Annotated in this window: 21 protein-coding genes and 2 pseudogenes; 11 read left to right on the top strand and 12 right to left on the bottom strand. The window is 68.4% G+C overall.

The features are described from left to right. Window positions 1-521: 521 nt before the first annotated feature. Window positions 522-911 carry an ATP-binding protein gene (locus ABD347_RS28060; protein ID WP_344366444.1) on the top strand — a complete coding sequence of 130 codons (390 nt, stop codon included), beginning with the start codon at window positions 522-524 and terminating at the stop codon, window positions 909-911. A 23-nt stretch (window positions 912-934) separates the two neighbouring features. Here ABD347_RS28060 and ABD347_RS28055 read toward each other — a convergent pair whose 3' ends face one another. From ABD347_RS28055 to ABD347_RS28045, 3 genes are all read right to left on the bottom strand, one after another. Then, window positions 935-1108: a hypothetical protein gene (locus ABD347_RS28055; protein ID WP_344366441.1), complete on the bottom strand. Its 174-nt coding sequence runs from the start codon at window positions 1106-1108 to the stop codon at window positions 935-937. Between the two features lie 27 nt (window positions 1109-1135). Beyond that, window positions 1136-1492, bottom strand: a complete 357-nt coding sequence (locus ABD347_RS28050; RefSeq protein ID WP_344366439.1) for a PRC-barrel domain-containing protein — start codon at window positions 1490-1492, stop codon at window positions 1136-1138. Between the two features lie 161 nt (window positions 1493-1653). Next, entirely contained in the window at window positions 1654-2793 is a 1140-nt protein-coding gene (locus ABD347_RS28045; protein ID WP_344366436.1) for a PucR family transcriptional regulator, read from the bottom strand. Window positions 2794-2880: 87 nt separating this feature from the next. Between ABD347_RS28045 and ABD347_RS28040 the strand changes: the two genes are divergently transcribed. Both ABD347_RS28040 and ABD347_RS28035 read left to right on the top strand, forming a co-directional pair. Continuing rightward, window positions 2881-3936 carry a ferredoxin reductase gene (locus ABD347_RS28040; protein WP_344366435.1) on the top strand — a complete coding sequence of 352 codons (1056 nt, stop codon included), beginning with the start codon at window positions 2881-2883 and terminating at the stop codon, window positions 3934-3936. 7 nt (window positions 3937-3943) lie between these two features. Then, window positions 3944-5062, top strand: coding sequence for a fatty acid desaturase family protein (locus ABD347_RS28035; protein WP_344366433.1), 1119 nt, complete (start codon window positions 3944-3946; stop codon window positions 5060-5062). Window positions 5063-5210: 148 nt separating this feature from the next. On the opposite strand, the gene ABD347_RS28030 is transcribed toward ABD347_RS28035, so the two are convergent. The 3 genes from ABD347_RS28030 to ABD347_RS28020 all read right to left on the bottom strand — a co-directional run bounded on the left by ABD347_RS28030 (window position 5211) and on the right by ABD347_RS28020 (window position 7765). Next, window positions 5211-5681 carry a VanZ family protein gene (locus ABD347_RS28030; protein WP_425575788.1) on the bottom strand — a complete coding sequence of 157 codons (471 nt, stop codon included), beginning with the start codon at window positions 5679-5681 and terminating at the stop codon, window positions 5211-5213. Between the two features lie 425 nt (window positions 5682-6106). Further along, a complete protein-coding gene (locus ABD347_RS28025) occupies window positions 6107-6907 on the bottom strand; it encodes an IS630 family transposase (protein ID WP_344366429.1) in 801 nt (266 codons plus the stop codon). Window positions 6908-6982: 75 nt separating this feature from the next. Then, window positions 6983-7765: a YihY/virulence factor BrkB family protein gene (locus ABD347_RS28020; protein WP_344366427.1), complete on the bottom strand. Its 783-nt coding sequence runs from the start codon at window positions 7763-7765 to the stop codon at window positions 6983-6985. Between the two features lie 896 nt (window positions 7766-8661). On the opposite strand from ABD347_RS28020, the gene ABD347_RS28015 reads away from it, so the two are divergent. Next, on the top strand, window positions 8662-8919 hold the full coding sequence (locus ABD347_RS28015; protein WP_344366425.1) for a hypothetical protein: 258 nt from the start codon (window positions 8662-8664) through the stop codon (window positions 8917-8919). A gap of 8 nt (window positions 8920-8927) precedes the next feature. Beyond that, window positions 8928-9296, top strand: a complete 369-nt coding sequence (locus tag ABD347_RS28010; protein WP_344366446.1) for a PIN domain-containing protein — start codon at window positions 8928-8930, stop codon at window positions 9294-9296. A gap of 911 nt (window positions 9297-10207) precedes the next feature. Here ABD347_RS28010 and ABD347_RS28005 read toward each other — a convergent pair. Next, window positions 10208-10402 (bottom strand): hypothetical protein, encoded by a 195-nt coding sequence (locus tag ABD347_RS28005; RefSeq protein WP_344366424.1) that lies wholly within the window; start codon window positions 10400-10402, stop codon window positions 10208-10210. A 277-nt stretch (window positions 10403-10679) separates the two neighbouring features. On the opposite strand from ABD347_RS28005, the gene ABD347_RS28000 reads away from it, so the two are divergent. The 3 genes from ABD347_RS28000 (at window position 10680) to ABD347_RS27990 (ending at window position 11872) form a co-directional block, all read left to right on the top strand. After that, window positions 10680-11084, top strand: coding sequence for a hypothetical protein (locus ABD347_RS28000; RefSeq protein ID WP_344366422.1), 405 nt, complete (start codon window positions 10680-10682; stop codon window positions 11082-11084). Window positions 11085-11266: 182 nt separating this feature from the next. Continuing rightward, window positions 11267-11677 carry a hypothetical protein gene (locus ABD347_RS27995; RefSeq protein WP_344366420.1) on the top strand — a complete coding sequence of 137 codons (411 nt, stop codon included), beginning with the start codon at window positions 11267-11269 and terminating at the stop codon, window positions 11675-11677. A 51-nt stretch (window positions 11678-11728) separates the two neighbouring features. Further along, entirely contained in the window at window positions 11729-11872 is a 144-nt protein-coding gene (locus tag ABD347_RS27990) for a hypothetical protein (protein WP_344366418.1), read from the top strand. Between the two features lie 53 nt (window positions 11873-11925). On the opposite strand, the gene ABD347_RS27985 is transcribed toward ABD347_RS27990, so the two are convergent. Together ABD347_RS27985 and ABD347_RS27980 are read right to left on the bottom strand one after the other, a co-directional pair. Further along, the gene (locus ABD347_RS27985; RefSeq protein ID WP_344366417.1) at window positions 11926-12690 is read right to left on the bottom strand and encodes an SAM-dependent methyltransferase; all 765 of its coding nucleotides are present in this window, start codon (window positions 12688-12690) and stop codon (window positions 11926-11928) included. A gap of 110 nt (window positions 12691-12800) precedes the next feature. Then, a pseudogene (locus tag ABD347_RS27980) lies at window positions 12801-13285 on the bottom strand (IS5 family transposase); the annotation flags it as partial. 83 nt (window positions 13286-13368) lie between these two features. On the opposite strand from ABD347_RS27980, the gene ABD347_RS27975 reads away from it, so the two are divergent. Beyond that, window positions 13369-13728 (top strand): sortase domain-containing protein, encoded by a 360-nt coding sequence (locus ABD347_RS27975; RefSeq protein WP_344366416.1) that lies wholly within the window; start codon window positions 13369-13371, stop codon window positions 13726-13728. 559 nt (window positions 13729-14287) lie between these two features. Continuing rightward, complete coding sequence (locus tag ABD347_RS27970; protein ID WP_344366415.1) at window positions 14288-14599, top strand: chaplin; 312 nt, start codon at window positions 14288-14290, stop codon at window positions 14597-14599. A 91-nt stretch (window positions 14600-14690) separates the two neighbouring features. Here ABD347_RS27970 and ABD347_RS27965 read toward each other — a convergent pair whose 3' ends face one another. Beyond that, complete coding sequence (locus tag ABD347_RS27965; RefSeq protein ID WP_344366414.1) at window positions 14691-16031, bottom strand: phospholipase D-like domain-containing protein; 1341 nt, start codon at window positions 16029-16031, stop codon at window positions 14691-14693. Window positions 16032-16489: 458 nt separating this feature from the next. Between ABD347_RS27965 and ABD347_RS27960 the strand changes: the two genes are divergently transcribed. Next, entirely contained in the window at window positions 16490-17686 is a 1197-nt protein-coding gene (locus tag ABD347_RS27960) for a hypothetical protein (protein ID WP_344366413.1), read from the top strand. A gap of 25 nt (window positions 17687-17711) precedes the next feature. On the opposite strand, the pseudogene ABD347_RS27955 reads toward ABD347_RS27960, so the two are convergent. Both ABD347_RS27955 and ABD347_RS27950 read right to left on the bottom strand, forming a co-directional pair. Continuing rightward, window positions 17712-17950: pseudogene (locus ABD347_RS27955) on the bottom strand (hypothetical protein). A gap of 8 nt (window positions 17951-17958) precedes the next feature. Then, on the bottom strand, window positions 17959-18216 hold the full coding sequence (locus tag ABD347_RS27950) for an Arc family DNA-binding protein (protein WP_344366412.1): 258 nt from the start codon (window positions 18214-18216) through the stop codon (window positions 17959-17961). Window positions 18217-18444: the final 228 nt, after the last annotated feature.

Raw genomic sequence — 18444 nt, 5'->3', positions numbered from 1 at the left:
AACAGATCCTGCCGACACAACACTCAACTGCCAAGCCTCACAACGAACTTCATTCTGAAACGATCAGTTAGAACCCCACTGCCGAACCTCCCGGTGCGCGCGTCCGCAGCCGACGCCTTCACCGAGGTACCGCTCACTGACTTGGTACTGCCACTACGGTGGCGGCCCCTGATCACTGCGTGTCGCCCGGTCCGGTCGTCAGTCCCGTCGCCGTCCTGCAACAACTCTGGCTTCGAAACTCCACCACCGCACCGTCGTGCGAACTGCAACTGCGGGTACTGCTGCCCGGCAGTTCGTCTCTGCCGGGCCCTGCGGTCCTTCTGGGTTACGGGAGAAACATAACCACACCACTGCTCAATGTCTACTCTGGCCAACGTAGATTTCCGTGTGTTTGGCAGGGAGGTAATCACTCTCGAACAGTGATGGATGTCGGGACGAGCCGGGTTGACGGGCCGCAGCCGGGGCACAAGCCCCGGGCAGACAGGACCAGACGCCGACGATCCAGAGACCGGGGTGCCCTGATGGATACGACGAGCGTCAAAGTCGCACCCCTCCTCTCGGCGACATCCGTAGCCGCCGCACGCGACAGCGCCCGGGAGTTCCTCGAAGGTCTCCTACCGGCGGCCGCATCCGAAACCGCCGACACGGTGGTCCTGGTCGTCTCCGAGCTCGTCACCAACGCCCTGCGCCACGGCGGCGGCACCTGCACCCTGGACCTGACCGCGCACCCGGACAGCATCGAGGTGGCCGTGCGCGATCCCAGCCCGCAGGTGCCGCGCATGCATACCCCTGACCTGAACGGCGGCACTGGAGGCTTCGGCTGGCCCATGGTCAACCGGCTCGCCCGCGCCACCGCCGTGACCCGCCAGGCGGCTGGCGGCAAGACCGTGAGCGCCCTTCTGGCTAGGTAGAGCCAAGACGCTGGCACAGCCGGTCAGCGGAGCGCGCGGCTGTGGCGGCCGGAGCGCCGCAGGTGGATCCCGAGATAAACGAGGGCGGCGGCGAACACCACGATGCCGATGATGAGCAGGTAGAACAATCCTTCGGCGAAGGCGCCGATGATGCCCAGCACGATCGCCGCGATGACGAGGATCAGGAACAGCGTCATGGGTCGGACGCCTCCTCGGTGAGCCGGTCAGCGGCGGGCGAGTTGCCGCTCACCGTTCGCACCGGGCTGGTAGGGCAGGCCATAGTGCGCGAAGACCGCGGCTTCGTCCTCGGCGGGCAGGACGTCGTCCGTGCCGATCGCCGGGCACTTCTTCACCAGCGACTTGTCGTAGTCGACCTTGACGTAGCTCGGCCCCACGATCGCGTCGGCCAGCGGGACGAAGACAAGGTGGCGGCGGGTGGGCAGCCCGACCTGGACGGTGGCCATGGCCGGCTCGTCGCTGCTGGTGTCCACGTAGACGGCCTCCAGCACGCCGATCTTGTGGCCGCCCGCGTCGACGACGTCATGGGTCCGCCACTCACGGATATCCGCGATTCGGATCATCCCGGCTCCCTTCGCACGGCGGTGTACCCCGGCCGGTGCACTTCTCAGCCTGCCCTCCCGACGCCTGCCCACACCAGCGGGCGGTGCGCGAAGTAGCCGTGGCCGCCAGCCTGGCGGGCCGCATGAGCCAGCTGATGGCACCGAGAATGAGGCAGTACTCGTCAGCTGACCCGAAGACCGACCGCCAGCGTCAGTTCGAGGACCCGGTGTGGCGATGCGAGATCCGGAAACAGCTCCCGCAGCTGCGACATCCGGTACCGGACTGTCTGGGGATGGACGAACAACGCCGCCGCCACCTCCTCCCGCCTGCCCTGGTGCAGCAGCCACGCCCGCAACGTCTCCTCCAGCCGCCGTGCGGTCGCGACAGGCAAGGTCCGCAGCGGTGCGAGGGCTCGGGCACGCAGGTCTGCGAACGCGTCCGCGTCGGCGCTCAGCACCAGCTCGGGCAGGTGGTCCTCGGTGTCGCGAATATCGGAGGAGAGGGAGCGCGCGCGTACGGCTCGTGCGTACGAGGCGGATGCACGAGTCCATGGCCGGGCCGGGCCGACCACGGCGGTGCGGTCGGTCAGCTGCCGCAAGAGATGTGACCGGTCGGCATCGGGGACGAGCAGCACACCGGTGGCGTCCGGCAGATCGTCGAGGACGAGGGTGTTCGGGTCGAGCGCACGGTAGGCAGGCCGGGCCTGGACGGCGGGCAGCAGGACCGCGGTCAGCGAAACCGGAGGCTGCCACGCGGCCCGTTGGACAGAGGCCAGCAGCACGTCCGGGCTCGCGCCGGCGAGGAGGTCGCGGGCCAGGTGTTCCAGGTGGCGCTCGTGGGCCCTGCCCCGGGCGGCCAGTTCGTCGGCGTGGCCCGCGGCGCTCGCGGCGGAGAGCTCGTCGATGTAGGCGAAGGTCAGCTCGGCGAACTTGGCGACCTCGGCGGCGGGCAGACCTGCGGGTACGGCACCCGCTGCCAGGCATCGCCAGGCCACGCGGGCGCCGACGCGGTAGGCGCTGAGCAGGGCGTCCATCGAACGGCCGTCGCGCACCTCGCCGCGGCCCAGCTCGTAGGCTGCGTCACCGGCGTCGCCGCCTGTGGCGTTCCCGCTCGCGAGGTCAAGGTAGTGCCCCAGGGCGGTGCGGACGGCTCGGCGGATGGTGGCGCCCATGTGGCCCGAAAGGGCGTTGGCGTAGGAAGGGACCTCGTCGATGATCGCCTGGACGACCTCGTCGGCGGTGGTCTTCAGTGCGGCCCGAAGTGCGGTGACCGTCGTCTCGTCCAGGGCCAGTTCGCCGGCCCTCCGGATTGCATGGCTCACGTTTTTGTTCCCTGCGAACAATCTAGCCGACCAGATTTACGTCCTGCGGTCAGGACTTTACGCCTTGAGGCGCAGCAAGCTGGAGTCATGACGAGTGCAGCCCTGCGCAGCAGGGCTTGGAAATTGCTGGAGATGGTCACGACGCCGCTGGTGCCGTCGGACTACCTCGACCTGGTCAGCCCGCTGCGTGCGGGCGCTGACCTGCGTGGGCGCATCGAGGCCGTGCACCCCGAGACGGGTGACGCCGCGACTATCGTGATCCGGCCGGGACGGGGCTGGCGCGGCCACACAGCGGGTCAGTACGTGCGGATCGGGGTCGACGTCGACGGGGTGCGCCTGTGGCGTGCCTACTCCATCACCTCGCCGACGAACCGCCAGGACGGCCGCGTCACGATCACCGTGAAGGCGATCCCGGACGGAAAGGTCAGCAACCACCTGGTCAGCAGGGCGAAACCGGGCACGCTGATCCAGCTCGACCAGCCGACCGGTGACTTCGTGCTGCCCGAGGCCAAGCCCGCCAAGGTGCTCTACCTGACGGCCGGCAGTGGCATCACGCCCGTGATGGGCATGCTGCGCGACACCGAGTTCGACGACGTCGTCATGGTCCACTGCGCGCCACAGCCACAAGACGTGATCTTCCGCAACGAACTGCACGACCTGGTCGCGGACAAGAAGCTGCGGCTCACCGAGGTGCACACCGACACAGACGGCATGCTCGACATCACCCGTCTCGATGAACTCGTGCCCGACTGGGCCGAGCGCGAGACCTGGGCCTGCGGGCCCGCGGGCCTGCTCGACGCCGCCGAAGAGCACTGGACCGAGCACGCCGTACAAGAGCGCCTGCACACCGAACGCTTCCGCCCGAGCATCGTCGTCGCCGGCGCCGGCGGCGAGGTCACGTTCAGCGCCACCGGCAAGACCGTCGACGCGGACGGCGCCACGCCGTTGCTGGACGTCGGCGAGGAGGCCGGCGTGCTCATGCCCTCCGGGTGCCGCATGGGCATCTGCTTCGGCTGCATCACGCCGCTCAGGGCGGGCGCCGTCCGCGACCTGCGCACCGGCGAGATCACCGAGGCCGAGCCGGGCGTCCTCATCCAGACCTGCGTGTCCGCCGCGGCGGGCCCCTGCGACATCGAACGGTAGGAGCACCTTGACCGCCATCGACCCCACCGCCCACCTGACCGCGGAGCAGATCGAGGAGCTCGGCCGCGAGCTGGACGCGATCCGCGACGAGGTGATCGCCAGCCGCGGCGAGAAAGACGCCGCCTACATCCGTAAGGTCATCTCGGCGCAACGCAAGCTCGAGCTGGTCAGCAGGGGAGTGCTGCTGTTCTCGATCTTCCCGCCCGCGTGGCTGCTCGGCACCGCCGGTCTGTCCGTGGCGAAGATCATGGACAACATGGAGATTGGCCACAACGTCCTGCACGGCCAGTGGGACTGGATGCGGGACCCGAAGATTCACTCCACCACCTGGGAGTGGGATCACGTCTCCCCGTCCGAGCAGTGGAAACACTCGCACAACGAGCTGCACCACACGTACACCAACGTGATCGGCAAGGACAACGACCTCGGCTACGGCATCATGCGCGTCGACGAGGACCAGAAGTGGCACCCGTTCCACCTCGGCCAGCCACTGTGGAACTTCATCAACGCCTGCTTCTTCGAGTACGGCATCGCAGCGTACGACCTGGAGCTCGGCAAGAACCTGCACAAGCGCCGCCGCACGAACCCGGAGTTCCGCGCGCGGGCCAAGGCCGTGGGCCGCAAGATCCGCAAGCAGGTGCTCAAGGACTACGTGATCCACCCGCTGCTGTCGGGCCCGTCGTTCCTCACCACGCTAGCCGCCACGTTCACCGCGAACCTGGTCCGCAACATCTGGTCCCACTCGGTGATCATGTGCGGGCACTTCCCCGAGGGCGTGCAGGTCTTCGAGCGCCGGTCGATCAAGGGCGAGACGCGCGGCCAGTGGTACCTGCGCCAGATGATGGGCTCGGCGAACATCAGCGGCAGCAGGGCCATGCACTTCATGACTGGCAACCTGTCACACCAGATCGAGCACCACCTGTTCCCGGACCTGCCGAGCAACCGGTACGCCGAGGTCGCGGTGAAGGTGCGCGCGCTGTTCGAAAAGTACGAGCTGGAGTACGTCACCGGGCCGCTGCCCAAGCAGGTGTTCTCCGCGTGGCGCAAGGTCTTCCGGCTCTCGCTGCCGAACAAGAAGCCCAAGGTCAAGACGCCGGACCGCAAGCAAGAGCTCGTCGCGGCCTGAATCCCAGTATTGGTTCAGATCTTTCGGCCGTACCGGCGGCACCGTCGGGTTCGGTGAGATCCGTTGCGGACCGTAGGCGACCGCGACGTCGGATCGTACGACACGGGATCCGGGGGCAGCCCGGTGTCGAACAGGGGGCGCGGCGCACCTATGCCGGGTCTTCAGCAGTCAGCTGGCGTTTGGTGAACCGGTGCCACCAGTGGCGGCGTCGGGGATGCACTGCGCGACCCATCCGGCGACCGATCAACAGATAACCCGTGAGGGCACCCGTGGTGTTGAGCAGTACATCATCGACGTCGAAGGCGCGCCCGGTAATGAGAGCGCCCTGGACGAGTTCGACGAGGATCATCACGAGAGCGGTGGCCGCCGCTACGCGGACCAGTCCTCGCGTTCGGGGTACCAGTACCGGCAGCAGCACACCGAACGGTATCCCCATCACGATATTGCCGCCGAGCTGCTTGACTGTATCCGGGGCCATGGGATGCGCGAGGTAGGCACGGATGGAGTCACCAGGGCGCAGGTTATTGTGCGTCAGCGGCACGGATGCTGCCGAGGGTTCCAGAGTCAGCCGCGCCAGAACCACCGCAAATACGACCGTCCCCGCGAAGGCCAGCATCATGGCCAGCACCCGGCCGAGCGTAGACAGGGGAGGTTTTCCGGGAACCCGCTCCCCAGGATTCTTCGCGTTCTTGTCACGCAGGACTATCCGCGCCATTACGAGCTCCCAGCCAGGAGTAGTTTGCTTGGACGTTCCGATACCCGAGCTGTGGAGCGACGCGCTGGGCAGCGGTTCACGCAGGGACCGTAGGTGTCCGTACAGTCGGCTCACCCAGGAGATGGTGGGCGAGCATGGGGCGCAACAGCGCGTCGTCGGATACCTCGGCGACCGTGGCGGACATTGACCACGGATCAGTTTTGATTGTGTCATGGCCGGGTTCGCTGGCGCGATGCCCGGGTTGTTTTAGCCTTTGCTGTTGGCGACGGGATCACGGCCGGCTCGTGCACGCGTCACGATGGCGCAAGGTCTGCCGCCTTCGACGAGCCTCAACTGGGCCCCGTGTGACGCTGGGGTCGCGGTCCCACGATCTTCATCTGCTCCAGGACCTCGATGAGCCCGGCGGTGTCGTAGCTGCCGGGCTTGAGGTGGAAGCACAGGCGGGCCCCGCGATCGGGGTCGGTGGAGTGGTAGCCCAAGGCCCCAGCCATCGACGCGCGCTTCCAGTTCAGGCGGTGCCGCAGGAGCGGAGTCCGCCCTCGGGGCGAGTAGGTTCGGCGGATCTGAGGGAGCAGGCAGACGCCTGATTCGTCGAGGAAGACGATCCAGGCACGTGTGTTCACATCCCCTTTTTTATGCGCGGCCACTCGTGCGCGATCCAGCGGGCGATCTCCGACTCGTCCCGCTCGACCGCCCGCCGCTCGGGCCGTTGCAGGTCCGAGCCGGCCGGTCAGCAGCCGCCACACCGACGCCCTCGACAACACCACCCCTGTTGCCCGGGTGACGACCGCGCCGACTCGTTCCAAGGTCCACAGGTCGGCCTCGAAACCATGAGCCTGGGCACCTTGCTCCAACGCGGCCCGGACCATCTCGACCTGGGCGTCATCCAGCTTGGGCGGACGTCCGGTGGCTGCCCGTCGCCGCAAGGCCCAAGCACCGCCTTGCTCCCACACTCGCCGCCAACGCCGCACACTCTCGGCACACACCCCCACCGCCCTCGCGATCTCCGCAGTCGAGACGCCGTCCTCGAACAACTCGGCTGCCCGAACACGACGCGCCTCCGCCAACTGAGGCCGCGACAAAGGAGAAAGGGAGGAGCCAGCAACCGAAGGGGAAGGTTGATAAGCCACGCCGACAGCCTCCCACCCACACGCCCACCGAACTTACGAAAAAATCAGTAGGGGTGAGAGAGGCGCAGGTTCTTATCAGCGGTGAATCTTGGCTAGTTCGGCGTTGAACTGGGCACCGATGAGCAGGGCGAGGTTGGACAGCCAGACCCACACCAGGAAGACGACGATCCCGGCGAGGGAGCCGTACAGCCGATTGTAGGAGCCGACCTGCGAGGCATAGAGAGCGAAGCCGGCGGAGGCGGCGAGCCACAGGGTCATGGCCAGAGCGTCGCCCAGAAGTCTTTGCCGCACGCCGCGTGTCTGGGCCGGGCCCGAGCGGAACAACACCAGCACCAGGACGGCGACCAGGCCCAGCAGGAGTGGCCACTTCAGTACCTTCCACGCGGTGCCGGCCATGCTGTCCATGCCCACCAGTCGGCCGAGGACGGGGGCTGCTTCGGCGGTCAGGATGAGCACCAGGGCACTGGTGACCAGGAGCGCCAGCAATACCAGAGCGGTGATCACCAGTCGTGGGGCGGTCCTCCATGCGGGCCGGAGGTCCTCGACGCCGTGCATGGCGTGCAGGGCTCGGCGGAAAACTCCCAGGTAGCTGGAGGAAGACCACAGAGCGCCGATCGTGCCGAAGACCGCCAGAAGCCAGGCAGCTGTGCGCTGGTCGGCCATGCTCCTGAGCGTGCTGTGCATTACCGGCCGGGACTCGGCCGGGACAACAGCGATCACATTGCTGATGAGGTTCTCTGTGGCCGAGGCGCTGGCGATCCCGATCAGCGAGACCGTGACCAGGAGGGTGGGGAATAGCGCGAGTACCGCGTAATAGGTGAGCGCGGCGGCGCAGTCCGTCAGATTGTCGTTCCACACGGATGCTGGTGTCCGCCGCAGCGCGGTGCCGAAGTCATGCCGGCCGGGCAGGTTACGCGCATGCGTCTTGGCGGCAGGCGGTGTGCAGGTGGCGGTGCTCTGGAGCTGGTCGATGGGGTGCCGCCGGCACCGTCCGGCTTCAGTGCAGGTGTCGGCGAATTGCTCACCTCGCTGCTTTCCACTCGTACCCAAGGTCCACCGCTCTTGTACGTAGGTTCTCTGATGCGCCGCTGACCAACGTTACGGGCACTGGGGCACGGTGAGCCGCATCGCGCTCTCGTGCAGGCCTGGTAGGGGGATGAGCAGGATCCGTCGTGTTCGACCGGCAGCGACTCCCGCACTCGGCCCCGTGGTGCCAGGGTTCCGGTCGAACCAGACGCGTCGTTGCCGGCGGCCCGGTGGCCGGCTCCGCCCGTCGAGCGCGCCGACATCTCGCGCTTTTTTGAGGGCTGCCCCCAGTTCATCAAGGGTCATGTCCTTGTCAGCACCGCTGAATGAGATGAACGACATGACGGCATTCTGCTGCTCAGGGCGGTAGCCAGGAGGCGGAACGCGAGTCTCGCATCGGACATCGGCAGGCGGGCACCGAGTCAAGGCGGAGCGTTGGTGGCCGCGGGGGCTGCGGAACTCATCCAGCCGCTTGGTGTCGCTGTATTTCTCCGGCGACGTCTCGGGCGGAGTGCGGACGCCGAGCTGCGGCCCGTAGAAGCACACGACGTACCTGTGGTGCAGGGCAGCGGAATGCCAGAAGGGGGGCGGGCTCGGCGGCGATGCCGAGACCCCACCGTCCTGTCCGGAAGCGCATTGGGCCCGGGCGCGGGCCGGGGCGCTGCATAAACCCACTCCGGGTAGGGTACGGGTACGTACCCGTACCCGTGGGGTCTAGGAGCATGATGATGTCCGATGCCAATGTCCGCATTCCCGAGGAAGCGAAGGACAGGCTGGCGGCCATAGCGGCCGCGGAGGGTTTGTCGCTGCGGTCCTACCTGGCGCGCCTGGCCGAGACGCTGCTGACGCCGGCGGAGCGTGCCGAGCGTGCCGAGAAGGCGAAGGCCGCCCTGAAGGAGTGGAACGGGTACACTCCGACCGCTGCGGAGGAGCAGGATCTCGACAGCGAGCTGGACCGGCGCCTGGCCCAGGCGGCTGCCCGGTGAGCGACGCCATGCACATCGTCCTGGACGACACCGCGATGGCCGCGGCCGGCCAGGGCAACGTTCTCGCCTCCCGGCTGATCCACCGCGCTCATGCCGAGCCGGGATGGTTCCTGTACGCCCCGGCGTGCGCGTTGGTCGAAGCTGACCGTGCCCGGCCGGGCACGGCTGAGCACCTGGCCTCGCTGCCCGGCATCACCGTCCTGGACCTGGACCTCGCCGCGGCTCTGGTCGTGGCACAGCAGGAGACCTGGGCCGCGGCGCACAGCCAGTACGCGGCCCAGCCCACAGCGGACCGTCCCGACGGCGCAATTGTCGCGACCACCGCACCCGGCCGGTGGGCAGGAGAACCGGTCCGCGTCCTGGACCTCGCTCCCTGAGTCCAGGCAGACGTCGCGGGCCCGCCCATATTCGGCCCGCTCTGCGGTGCTTCATCGGGCGGTGCGGGTGATCGCACGGTGCGCCCGCCAGTATGAGGCCCCGGGTCGGCGGAGCCCGGGGCCTCTCAGTGCACTCATACCGTCGTCGGCGCAACGGGCGGCGTCGTGGCCGGTCACCGCGGTGCGGGAACGGGGGCGGCCGCTCCCGTTCCCGTGCGGTTAGACGGGCAGAAGCAGCACAGAAGAGCGTCGATGCGCGGCGTAAGGCCGAGCGTGAATCCGAGCGCCTGGCCGGCCGGGTCGAGGCGTACCGGGCGAAGGAGATGGCGCCGCGTGAGATGGCCATGTATGAGGCGGGCAAGGTCGAGAGCGAGGCACGTGCCGGGCCGAAGGGGGTGAAGGACGGCGCAAGGAGCTGGTCCGGATCGATGAACTTGAAAAGCTCGCCGCGGCCCTGTCGAAGCGGGCGGACGAGGCAGGCAAGGCGTGGGCCGCCGCGGAGGGGGACTCCCAGGAGCACCTGCTCGCGTCGGCGGAGCAGATCATGGTTCGCGCGCTGGCCACGGCCGGGCGGGTGGCCAGAGACCACATCCGGACGGGTGAGCTCGTGGAGGAGACCTCCGACGGCTGGAGCGTGCCCACTCGATCCTGGACGCTTCCCCGCTGTACGTCCTGGCTCCGGCCGTGTTCGCGGACGGACAGCTGGCGGAGCACGCCCGGCGCGGGTGCCGGAAAACGCCCGGTCAACGGCCCGATCGGCGCTCACCTCCGCCACCAGCTCCGGGCGGACCCACCACGTCCAGGACGTCAGGGCTCCCCCAGGCCGCCGTGCGGGCACTACATCCGCTGCACCAGCGTGCCCAGGCTCGGCTTTGGGGATGGGGGAAGACGAGACCGTGAAGGGGCAGGCATCAGTGGGTGCGAGCGCGTCGGACCAGGTAGCCGTGGGCCAGGGCCGAGATGGCCTCCTGGTGTTCGTAGCCCAGGGGTGCGAGATCGGGAGGCAGGACGAAGCCGTCGGGCATGGACGCGTACACCTCCCGCATCCGATGCCTGTACGCGTACTCCAGCGCCTCGGGCCAGCTGCCGGTCAGGGGCGGGCGCATGCGGGACTCGGCGGTTAGGGCGTGGTGGTGGTCGGCGGCTTCCCGGGCGGCGTCCTCGACGCTCCAGTCGCTGATCGGGGCGCGTTCCGGTCGCCAGGGGGCGAGCCACCGGGTGCACCCGGATCAAGGTCGAGCACTAGCACATTGGGGTCGTACGTTCAACCTGGAAAGTTGGAGGTACTCCGCTCCAGCGCGGCACCCGAACATGGTTGAGCCCTTATGAGTCGTGCGGCCAACGTCGCCCAAAGGTGAAATGAGACGGGGAAACACCATGCCTATGCGATCACGCGCCCTGGGAGCTACCGCTGCGCTTGCGCTCGCGGTGGGAGGAACGACTCTCGCGACGACCACACCTGCTGCTGCGGCCACCTGCTACGACTCTTACAAGATCATCAACGCCTCGAGGACGCAGGCCTACATTCCGGCCGACAGCTGGCTTACGACGACGAGCGCTTGTAGCGACATCAATATCCGGGCTGCCTCGTACACGGACGGCCGGTCCGCCAAGATCTGCTTCCAGCGCAGCAATGGGACGACCTACTGCCAGTCGGAGTGGACGTGGCTCCCAGCCGGCGTGTGGAAGGCAGTCGCGACCAACGTCTCGGACGGCGTGAAGTTCAAGATTCAGCTCAAGATGTCCGCGACCGGCAGCGATTGGTTCGACGGCAGGGTCGCTGCATAGTCAGCCCGTCGGCCCAGAAGCAGTTCGTACACAGCTTCTCAGCAGCGAACAGCACGTCCCACTGCACACCGCCGAGCAGCGAAGAGCAGCAGCGCCCTGGACCGAGGAAGTCCGGGGCGCTGCTGCGGGGTTCTCGGGAGGCCCTACGCCTCAACGTAGGCACGAACGTCGGCCGCCTGGACGTGACGATCGTCGGCTACTCCGTCTGGCGTGACATCCCCGGGCATCGCCTGAAGCGAGCGGTGTGGAAGCTGCGAGCCGTCCGGCGCATGGGGTGGAAGCGGGCCCGGCGTACCCAGATGCTGTTCACCCCGGCGGTGCACTTCACGGCGCCGGTGCAGGTCGGGAGCGAGGCTGAGCACATTGAGCTGCCGTTCGTCCTCAAGGCCGGCTCCATGGTGTCGCTGCCGCTCATCGGGCTGGAGGTGCCCAACCGGATAGGTCGGCAGCTTCGGGTCTCCCTGCACCTGGGCACCGGCCGCATCATCCGGGCCGACGTCCACGACGCCGACGCTCTGGAGCCCCTGCGGATCGACCTGGACGAATACACCGGCGACTGGTCCTTGCACATCGGCCCGCCCACGACCGACTGACCGGACGCGTAACCGGGCCTTCGAGGGGCGGCAGGCGCTTACCGTGGGGCCGTGACCACACCCTCCGACGACGCAGCCGACCCGGTGCCCGTGCGGGTCGTGCTGCCCGCCGATCCGGTGCTCAGTCATCCGGAGCAAGAGGTCGTCGCGCGCCTGTGGAGGCGGCGGCAGACCGAGACGGCTGGCTGTACCTAGGTTCTGTCTCTCCGATCACGACCGGAGAGACAGACCGTCGACGTGGCGTGTGCTCAGTTCTTATGTGCGGTTACCAGAGCGAAGGAGAGGAATTCTCCACGGTCTGTGGTGAGCATGTCGATAACGGGCTGGTTCGCGCTCTGGCCGTCGGGATGGTGCTCAGCGCCGGCTCGGGCCCACAGCAGCCAGTCCTGCCAGGCGTCCTGCTGCAGCCGCGCGGATGTGACCTTCACCAACTCGGTGATGTCCCACTGAAAGCGCCACCACTCCGCCGTGTGCCAGGCGATCGCTTCCCAGCCGACCACTTCCTTGATGTGGGGCGGGATCATCCCGAGTTCACGGATCTCCCGTGTCATGGCGGGAGTCGCCATGCCCAGCTGTCCCCCGGGCCGGAGGAAGCGCAGCAGGTAGGGCAGGAAGTTGTCCGCCGTACCGAAGTACTCGAAGGCGTCCACGCTGACGATCGCGTCGAAGCTTCGCTCCTCGAACGGCAGGGCGTGCGCCTCCGCTCGCACGGCCTCCGCCTGGTCGCCGACACCCGCCTTGGCGAAGACCTGTGCCGCCTGTTCGGGGGCGATCCACAGGTCGGCCGCGACGACGTCGACTCCGTACTCGCGGGCCAGGAACACCGACGTGGCGCCCTTGCCGGAGCCGAGGTCGAGAACCCGCATGCCCGGGCGCAGGTCGAGATCGTGGGCGAGGTCTTCCAGCAGCCACAGCGGGTTCGGCCCCATGTCGAGGTCGAGCAACCAGGCGGGGTCATACCGAGAGGAGCGTGGATAGCGGTCCGGACGTACGAGATCGTTCAAGGCAGTCACGAGCACGCACCCAAGCCGATCATATGCCCGGTCGCAACCCGTTTTGGCCTTCCTGTGTCGGCTCTTGGTTCACGTGGGACGGTGAGGGTGGCAGTCGGATATGCCTCTGGTCACGAGCGTAGCCAGATCAGGAGTGCTGCGGCGGTGACGGTGCCGAGGAAGACGTATCCGCGCTGGTCGTAGCGGGTCGCCACAGCTCTGAACTGCTTCAGCTTGTTGATCGCGCGCTCGACGGTGTTGCGCTTCTTGTAGCGGCCCTTGTCGAGCCCGGGAGCTCGTCCGCCGCGGGATCCTCTGCGCAGGCGGCCGGCTGCCTGGTCCCGCTTCTCTGGGATCACGTGTCGGATACCGCGCTCGCGCAGATAGGTGCGGGTTCTGCGGTTGCTGTATGCCTTGTCGGCGCCCACACTGTCGGGCCTTCGGCGAGGCCGACCCGGGCCCAGTCGAGGGACCCGAATCTTGTCCATGACCGCTTCGAACTGCGTGCAGTCGCCCGCTGCCCTGGTGTCACGACTAGCGACAGCGGCCGACACTTGCCGTCCGCGCTCAGGTGCAGCTTCGTCGTCAGCCCGCCGCGCGAGCGACCGAGAGCCTCGCCTGCCGCACCGCCTCCTCCGAGAACGGCCGCAGACGCAAGTGCGCGCGCAGGTGAGCTGATCTTTCCGCGGAACGGTCGCCATGCCGACCGACGCCGACCACGCCGGCTGGTACACCGGCTCCGTCACACCCGGAGAGCGGGGCAACGCCATCCTGGCCGCCCACCTGGACTCCACCACCGGCCCCGCCGCCTTCTACAGCCTGGGAGCCCTGCGCAAAGGCGACCACATCACCGTCCAGCGCAGAGACGGCCGTCAAGCGGTCTTCACCATCACCACCATGAACGTCTACGACAAAAAGGCCTTCCCCTCCCAGACCGTCTACGGACCCACCACCCTCCCCCAGCTGACACTCATCACCTGCGCCGAATGGGACAAAGAAGCCAAAACCTACCGGGCCAACCTCGTCATCACCGCGCACCCCACACCGCCTCCGGCTTGATTCATGCACTGGCGGCCCCCTTCGAGAGGTCGGCAGGACGCGGCGTGCCGTAAGCGAGAGTCCATTGTGTGCGGTTTTACGGTCTATACGGGCTATCTGGCGGATCGGGGCGAGGACCAACGTCGCGCCGGGCGTGCTCGGCTGCGCGAAGACAGAGCCACCATGCGTAGCAGGGCGTTCCGCTGTCGTAGGAAGAAGAAGCGCTGGTGACTGTGCGGCCTCCCCGGCTGCCGGATGGGCGGTCCCAACCACGGTGTACCGCCCGGGGGGCGCGGCGCCCGGGCGCCTGCGGTCCTCCTCCGGCACTCCCCCACCATGCGGCGGGCTCGGTGATCGGCGGCTGGCGGCGCGGATCGGTGCGGTCCGGCCGGGTGATCGTGCTGTTATCTGCACGCGCCCCCTGCCTTGCAGGCGTGCGTGCTGCGGCACCTCCATGCATTTGGCGCACGGCCTGGTCACCGGGTTGGCCGTATGGGCGTGGCTTTGGGCGGTTCTCGGTGTTCTTAATGGAGTCCACGTCGCAAAGTCGCGGCGGGTTCTCGTCTGCAGGGAGATCGTGATGTCACGTATGAAGAGGGCGGTCGCTGTTGTCGCCACCGCCGGTACCGTCCTCATCGGCGGCGCCGGCATGGCCAGCGCGGACGCCAACGCCGATGCGGCGGCCGTAGGCTCCCCGGGTGTTCTGTCCGGGAACATCCTCCAGGCGCCGATCCACATCCCGATCAACATCTGCGGGAACACGATCAACATCGTGGGTCTGCTCAACCCGGCCTTCGGCAACACCTGCATCAACGACGGTGGCTCGAAGAAGGGCCACGACGGCAGTAAGCACGACGACGGCAAGCACGGCGGCTACGGCGACATGCGCTGACAGCGCAGTTCGCCACAACCGGCTTTGCCCGAAGCCGGTGGGAACCTCCAGCGGCTTCGGGGCCGGCGCTGCTGACGGCTACCACCGTCTCTCAGAAGACGCCGCCGTGCTGGGACTCCGTGAGGGCGGCGGCGCGCTGGTCGCGGAAGTTCGTCACGTACGCGTCGTGCATCTCGGGGCCGACGTACTTCAGGAGCGTCTCGTCGTTGGCGGTGAGCGCCAAGCCGGTGTACGTGTGGCTGCCCGTGAACACCAGCTTCTGATCCTTCACGCCCTTGTAGGAGCCCTCGATCAGCAGGTACTTGGTATGGGTGGTCGTGCCGGAGACGTCGGGGGCGGCCGGGTTCCTCAGGGCGTCGTTCTTCAGGCGGTGCAGGGAGATCTTCCCCTTCGCGGTCGACCGCGTCAGCCAGTACGCCGTCTCCCGGTGCGTGCCGACGGCCGAGTAGTCAGCGAGCTTGCCGTAGACAACGTCGACGTAGCAGCCCGCGTCGGCGAGCCTCCACAGCTTCTCTGCCACGGCGGGGCGTGAGATGTGCCCGTTGGCGACGCGGATGACGGTGCGGCCGTCCGAGGTGCCGTGGCCCGGGGTGTTTCCGTGGCAGACCGGAGCAGCGGTCCCGTCGGCGTTCGGCACGCGGGTCTCGACCATGCTCAGGATGTTCGCGACGACGTCGGTCGAGGAGCGCGGGAAGAAGTAGCCCTTGGCCGGCCCGGCCTCCACGTCGATCGCGAGGTCGCTCACCGTCTTCGACCCGTCCGGCTGCGCCTGTGAAGCGGCCATCAGGTCGAAGTAGCGGACGTAGCCGGCGTGCAGGGCTGGGTTGTCGGTGACGGTCATCGCGTCGTTCCAGCCGGACTCGCGGTCCCACGTGGTGAGGTTGCCGGAGGACTGCACCACGATGTTGTCGACCACCGCGCCCGTGCTCGGCGAGCCGCTGCCGGTGGAGCGGGAGAACAGGAAGAACTTGTTGTGGTTCACGCCGCTCGTCCCCGCGGCCAGACACGGACGGCCCGCCCCGCACACGCGGAACCACGAGATCTGACCGGGCGCCGACTGCGCCGCGAAGGCGGTCTGGAGCTTGTCCCGGACCGTCTTCCCGGCCGTGCCCATCCACTGCGCCGTGACGCTGGTGTCGTCGACAAGGATTTGCACATTGACGTTCCGCTGGTGCGCTTTCACGAGCTGGTCGGCGAGCCAGGACGACCCGAACGCGTACAGGGATATGCGGATGGTTGACCCGCTGGGCGCGCCGTTGACGAGGCGCCCGAGGTGGCTGAGGATTGCGCCTTGCTCGGCGGTCGTGCCGGTCGGCTGGTTGAAGACGACGCCGGTCTTCACGTACGTGTCGTCCTGTGCGGTGGCGGCTGGCGCGCCGGCCATGAGGAGGCCCACGGCGAGGAGGGTGGTGAGGAATCTGTTCTTGATCACGAACGCCCACCATAGTGCCGGGCGTGCAGAGGGCCTTCCCTCGTGTGCCTCCGGGCCGTGGAGGCCGGCGACATCGAAGCAGCCTTCGCGACGTCGACGAGCAGTGCGCGCATGCGCGGATCGGCGCTGGCGCTAAGCGGATCATCGTCCCGGTCACCGCCCTGTGCGGTATCGACTCGGACCCGTGAGACGGCTCCTTCGCCCTGGTGGCCGTCGGGCAGATCGGCACCATGTTCGTCGTCCGCCGCCGCAAGGCCGGTTCGGGCGCCTGAACGCACTGACGTCCGACGCCCCGCGGGCGGCGGCACGCACCTGAAGGCCCCGGTCGGGCACACCGGCCGACGCCTTCCCGTACGCCGGCACTCCCCTTCCCTGCGGCCGGAAGCGGAGGACGGGCGCGCCGCCCGTACGCGGGCACCGCTCGTACTCCTGCCGCCGTCACCAGACAGAATGCCGGAATGACCGAGGCAGTGAAGAACCACGCGGGCCGCCCTGCCCTCCGCAACCGTACGGTGATGCGCCGCTCGGCCGTGCCGGCCTGTCTGCTGCTGTCCGCGGCGGCGTGGCTGTTCGCGTTCCCAGTGCGGGAGGCGTACGGCGAGCGGCTGGCCTTCGAGGCCGCCGCCGTGTGCGCCCCCGGCCACCGGGACGGAGAGTGCCTGCACACCGTGGAGGCGCGGGTCATGAACGCCGAGCCCGTGAAGGACCACGTGAGGACGAGCCGGGGCTGGCTGTACTTCACGGAGGCGGACGGTACGGCGAGCCGTACGCGGCTCCACGGGAGCCCCGAGGACCGTCCGTCCGCCCGCGCGGGGCAGCGTGTGGAGGTCACGTACTGGCGGGGGCAGATCCGGTACGTCGACTTCCCGGCCGAGTCCGCGCGGCAATACACGGCGGCGAAGGCCGGCAGCGGCTACGCCTTCTCCTTCACGGCCGGCTCCCTCGTCGGGGCGCTGGGCGTGGCGTGCGCGTGGAGCTGGTACTGGTGGGCGCGGCACTCCGCGGTCTCCCTGCGGGCCAACCCCTGGCAGGTGGGAGTGCCGTTCGTCGGGGCGCTGTGCCTCGGCGCTGTCGGGGCCGTCGCGCCGTGGCTAGCCGACAGCCCCGGGAAGGCGTTCCGGCTCATCGGACTGGGGGCACCGCCGATCCTGGCAGGCGGCGGGGTGGCTGCGCTGGTGCTGCGGCGGCGCAGCCGCGGGGGCGACACGATCGCAGTGACGCCGCGTGCGCCCGACGGGGAGCGGGTCGTCGGCGGCCGCGTCTGGGGCGAGGTACCGTACGCCGTCGACGGCGCCGAGTGGCTGGTGGTGGGGCCCGGCTACGTGGCGGCGACCATAGACCCGACGGGCGCCGCGTACCGCCGGCCGGTGCCGGACGCCCTGATACCGCTCCGCGTGCGGCCGCCCTACTGGACGGACCGCGAGGGCGTTGAATACCTCGGCAAGGAATGGATCCTGGAGTGCGAGGACGGCGGGGGCCGAGTGCTCTTCCTCACGGACAAGGGCGACATGCCATGGCTCCTGGGCGCGCTCCGAGGACGGCCCGGCGCAGGAGCCCCGGAGGGCCCGTGCCCGCTGCACGAGCGGCCATCGTGCGGCGGCCGACCACGCTCATGCCCGCGCCGTGCCCAGCCGAGCGGCCACCTCGGAGGGTAGGTGGAGCTGTCGTCTGCCGTGGTGCTCAAGGGTTCAGGTTCAGCACGCGGACCGACTCCCCAGCCCACCGGTGCGGAACTGTCGTCAGGGAGGCGGGGTGGTGTTCGGCCGTGCCGGGCCGGGCGCGGTCGGCTTCGACGAATGCGCGGGCCGGGGCGTAGAGGTACCAGCTGGCTTCGGCGTGGGCGCGGTGGATCAGACGGGAGGCGAGGGCATTGGCCTGGCCGGCCGCGTCATGGCGGTGTGGTCCAGGACGATGTGCATGGCGTCGCTCACCGGTCGGTCGCCCAGGCAAGGCGCCGGTCCAGCTCGCTGTCGAGGTCCCGCTCCTCGGCGGGGCTCGGCGCGTAACCGGCCCACTCCTTCAGCGCGGCCCGGGCCTTCTCGACGTGCTCAGCACGCTCGGCCAGAGTGAGCAGGGTCTCGGCCAGGCGAGCCAAGTAGGCACGCAGCGACAACCCTTCCGTAGCTGCTACTGCCGCCAGCCGGTCCTTCACTTCCTCAGGGATGCGGACATTGGCGTCAGGCATCATCGGGCTCCCTCCCCCGGTACGGGTACGTACCCGTACCCGTTCTATCGGTGGCGCGGCGACCGCCCCGCCGTCGGCAGGACCGAGTCCGCTACGTCGCGGAATCTGTGTGCTTCGCGTCGATGAAGGCATCGTCGACAACGACGCGCAGCGGCGGGTCCTTACTGATCGTTTCAGAATGAAGTTCGTTGTGAGGCTTGGCAGTTGAGTGTTGTGTCGGCAGGATCT

Source organism: Streptomyces gobitricini (genome assembly GCF_039532985.1).
Classification (GTDB): domain Bacteria; phylum Actinomycetota; class Actinomycetes; order Streptomycetales; family Streptomycetaceae; genus Streptomyces; species Streptomyces gobitricini.
This window is presented reverse-complemented; position numbering and strand designations above follow the sequence as displayed.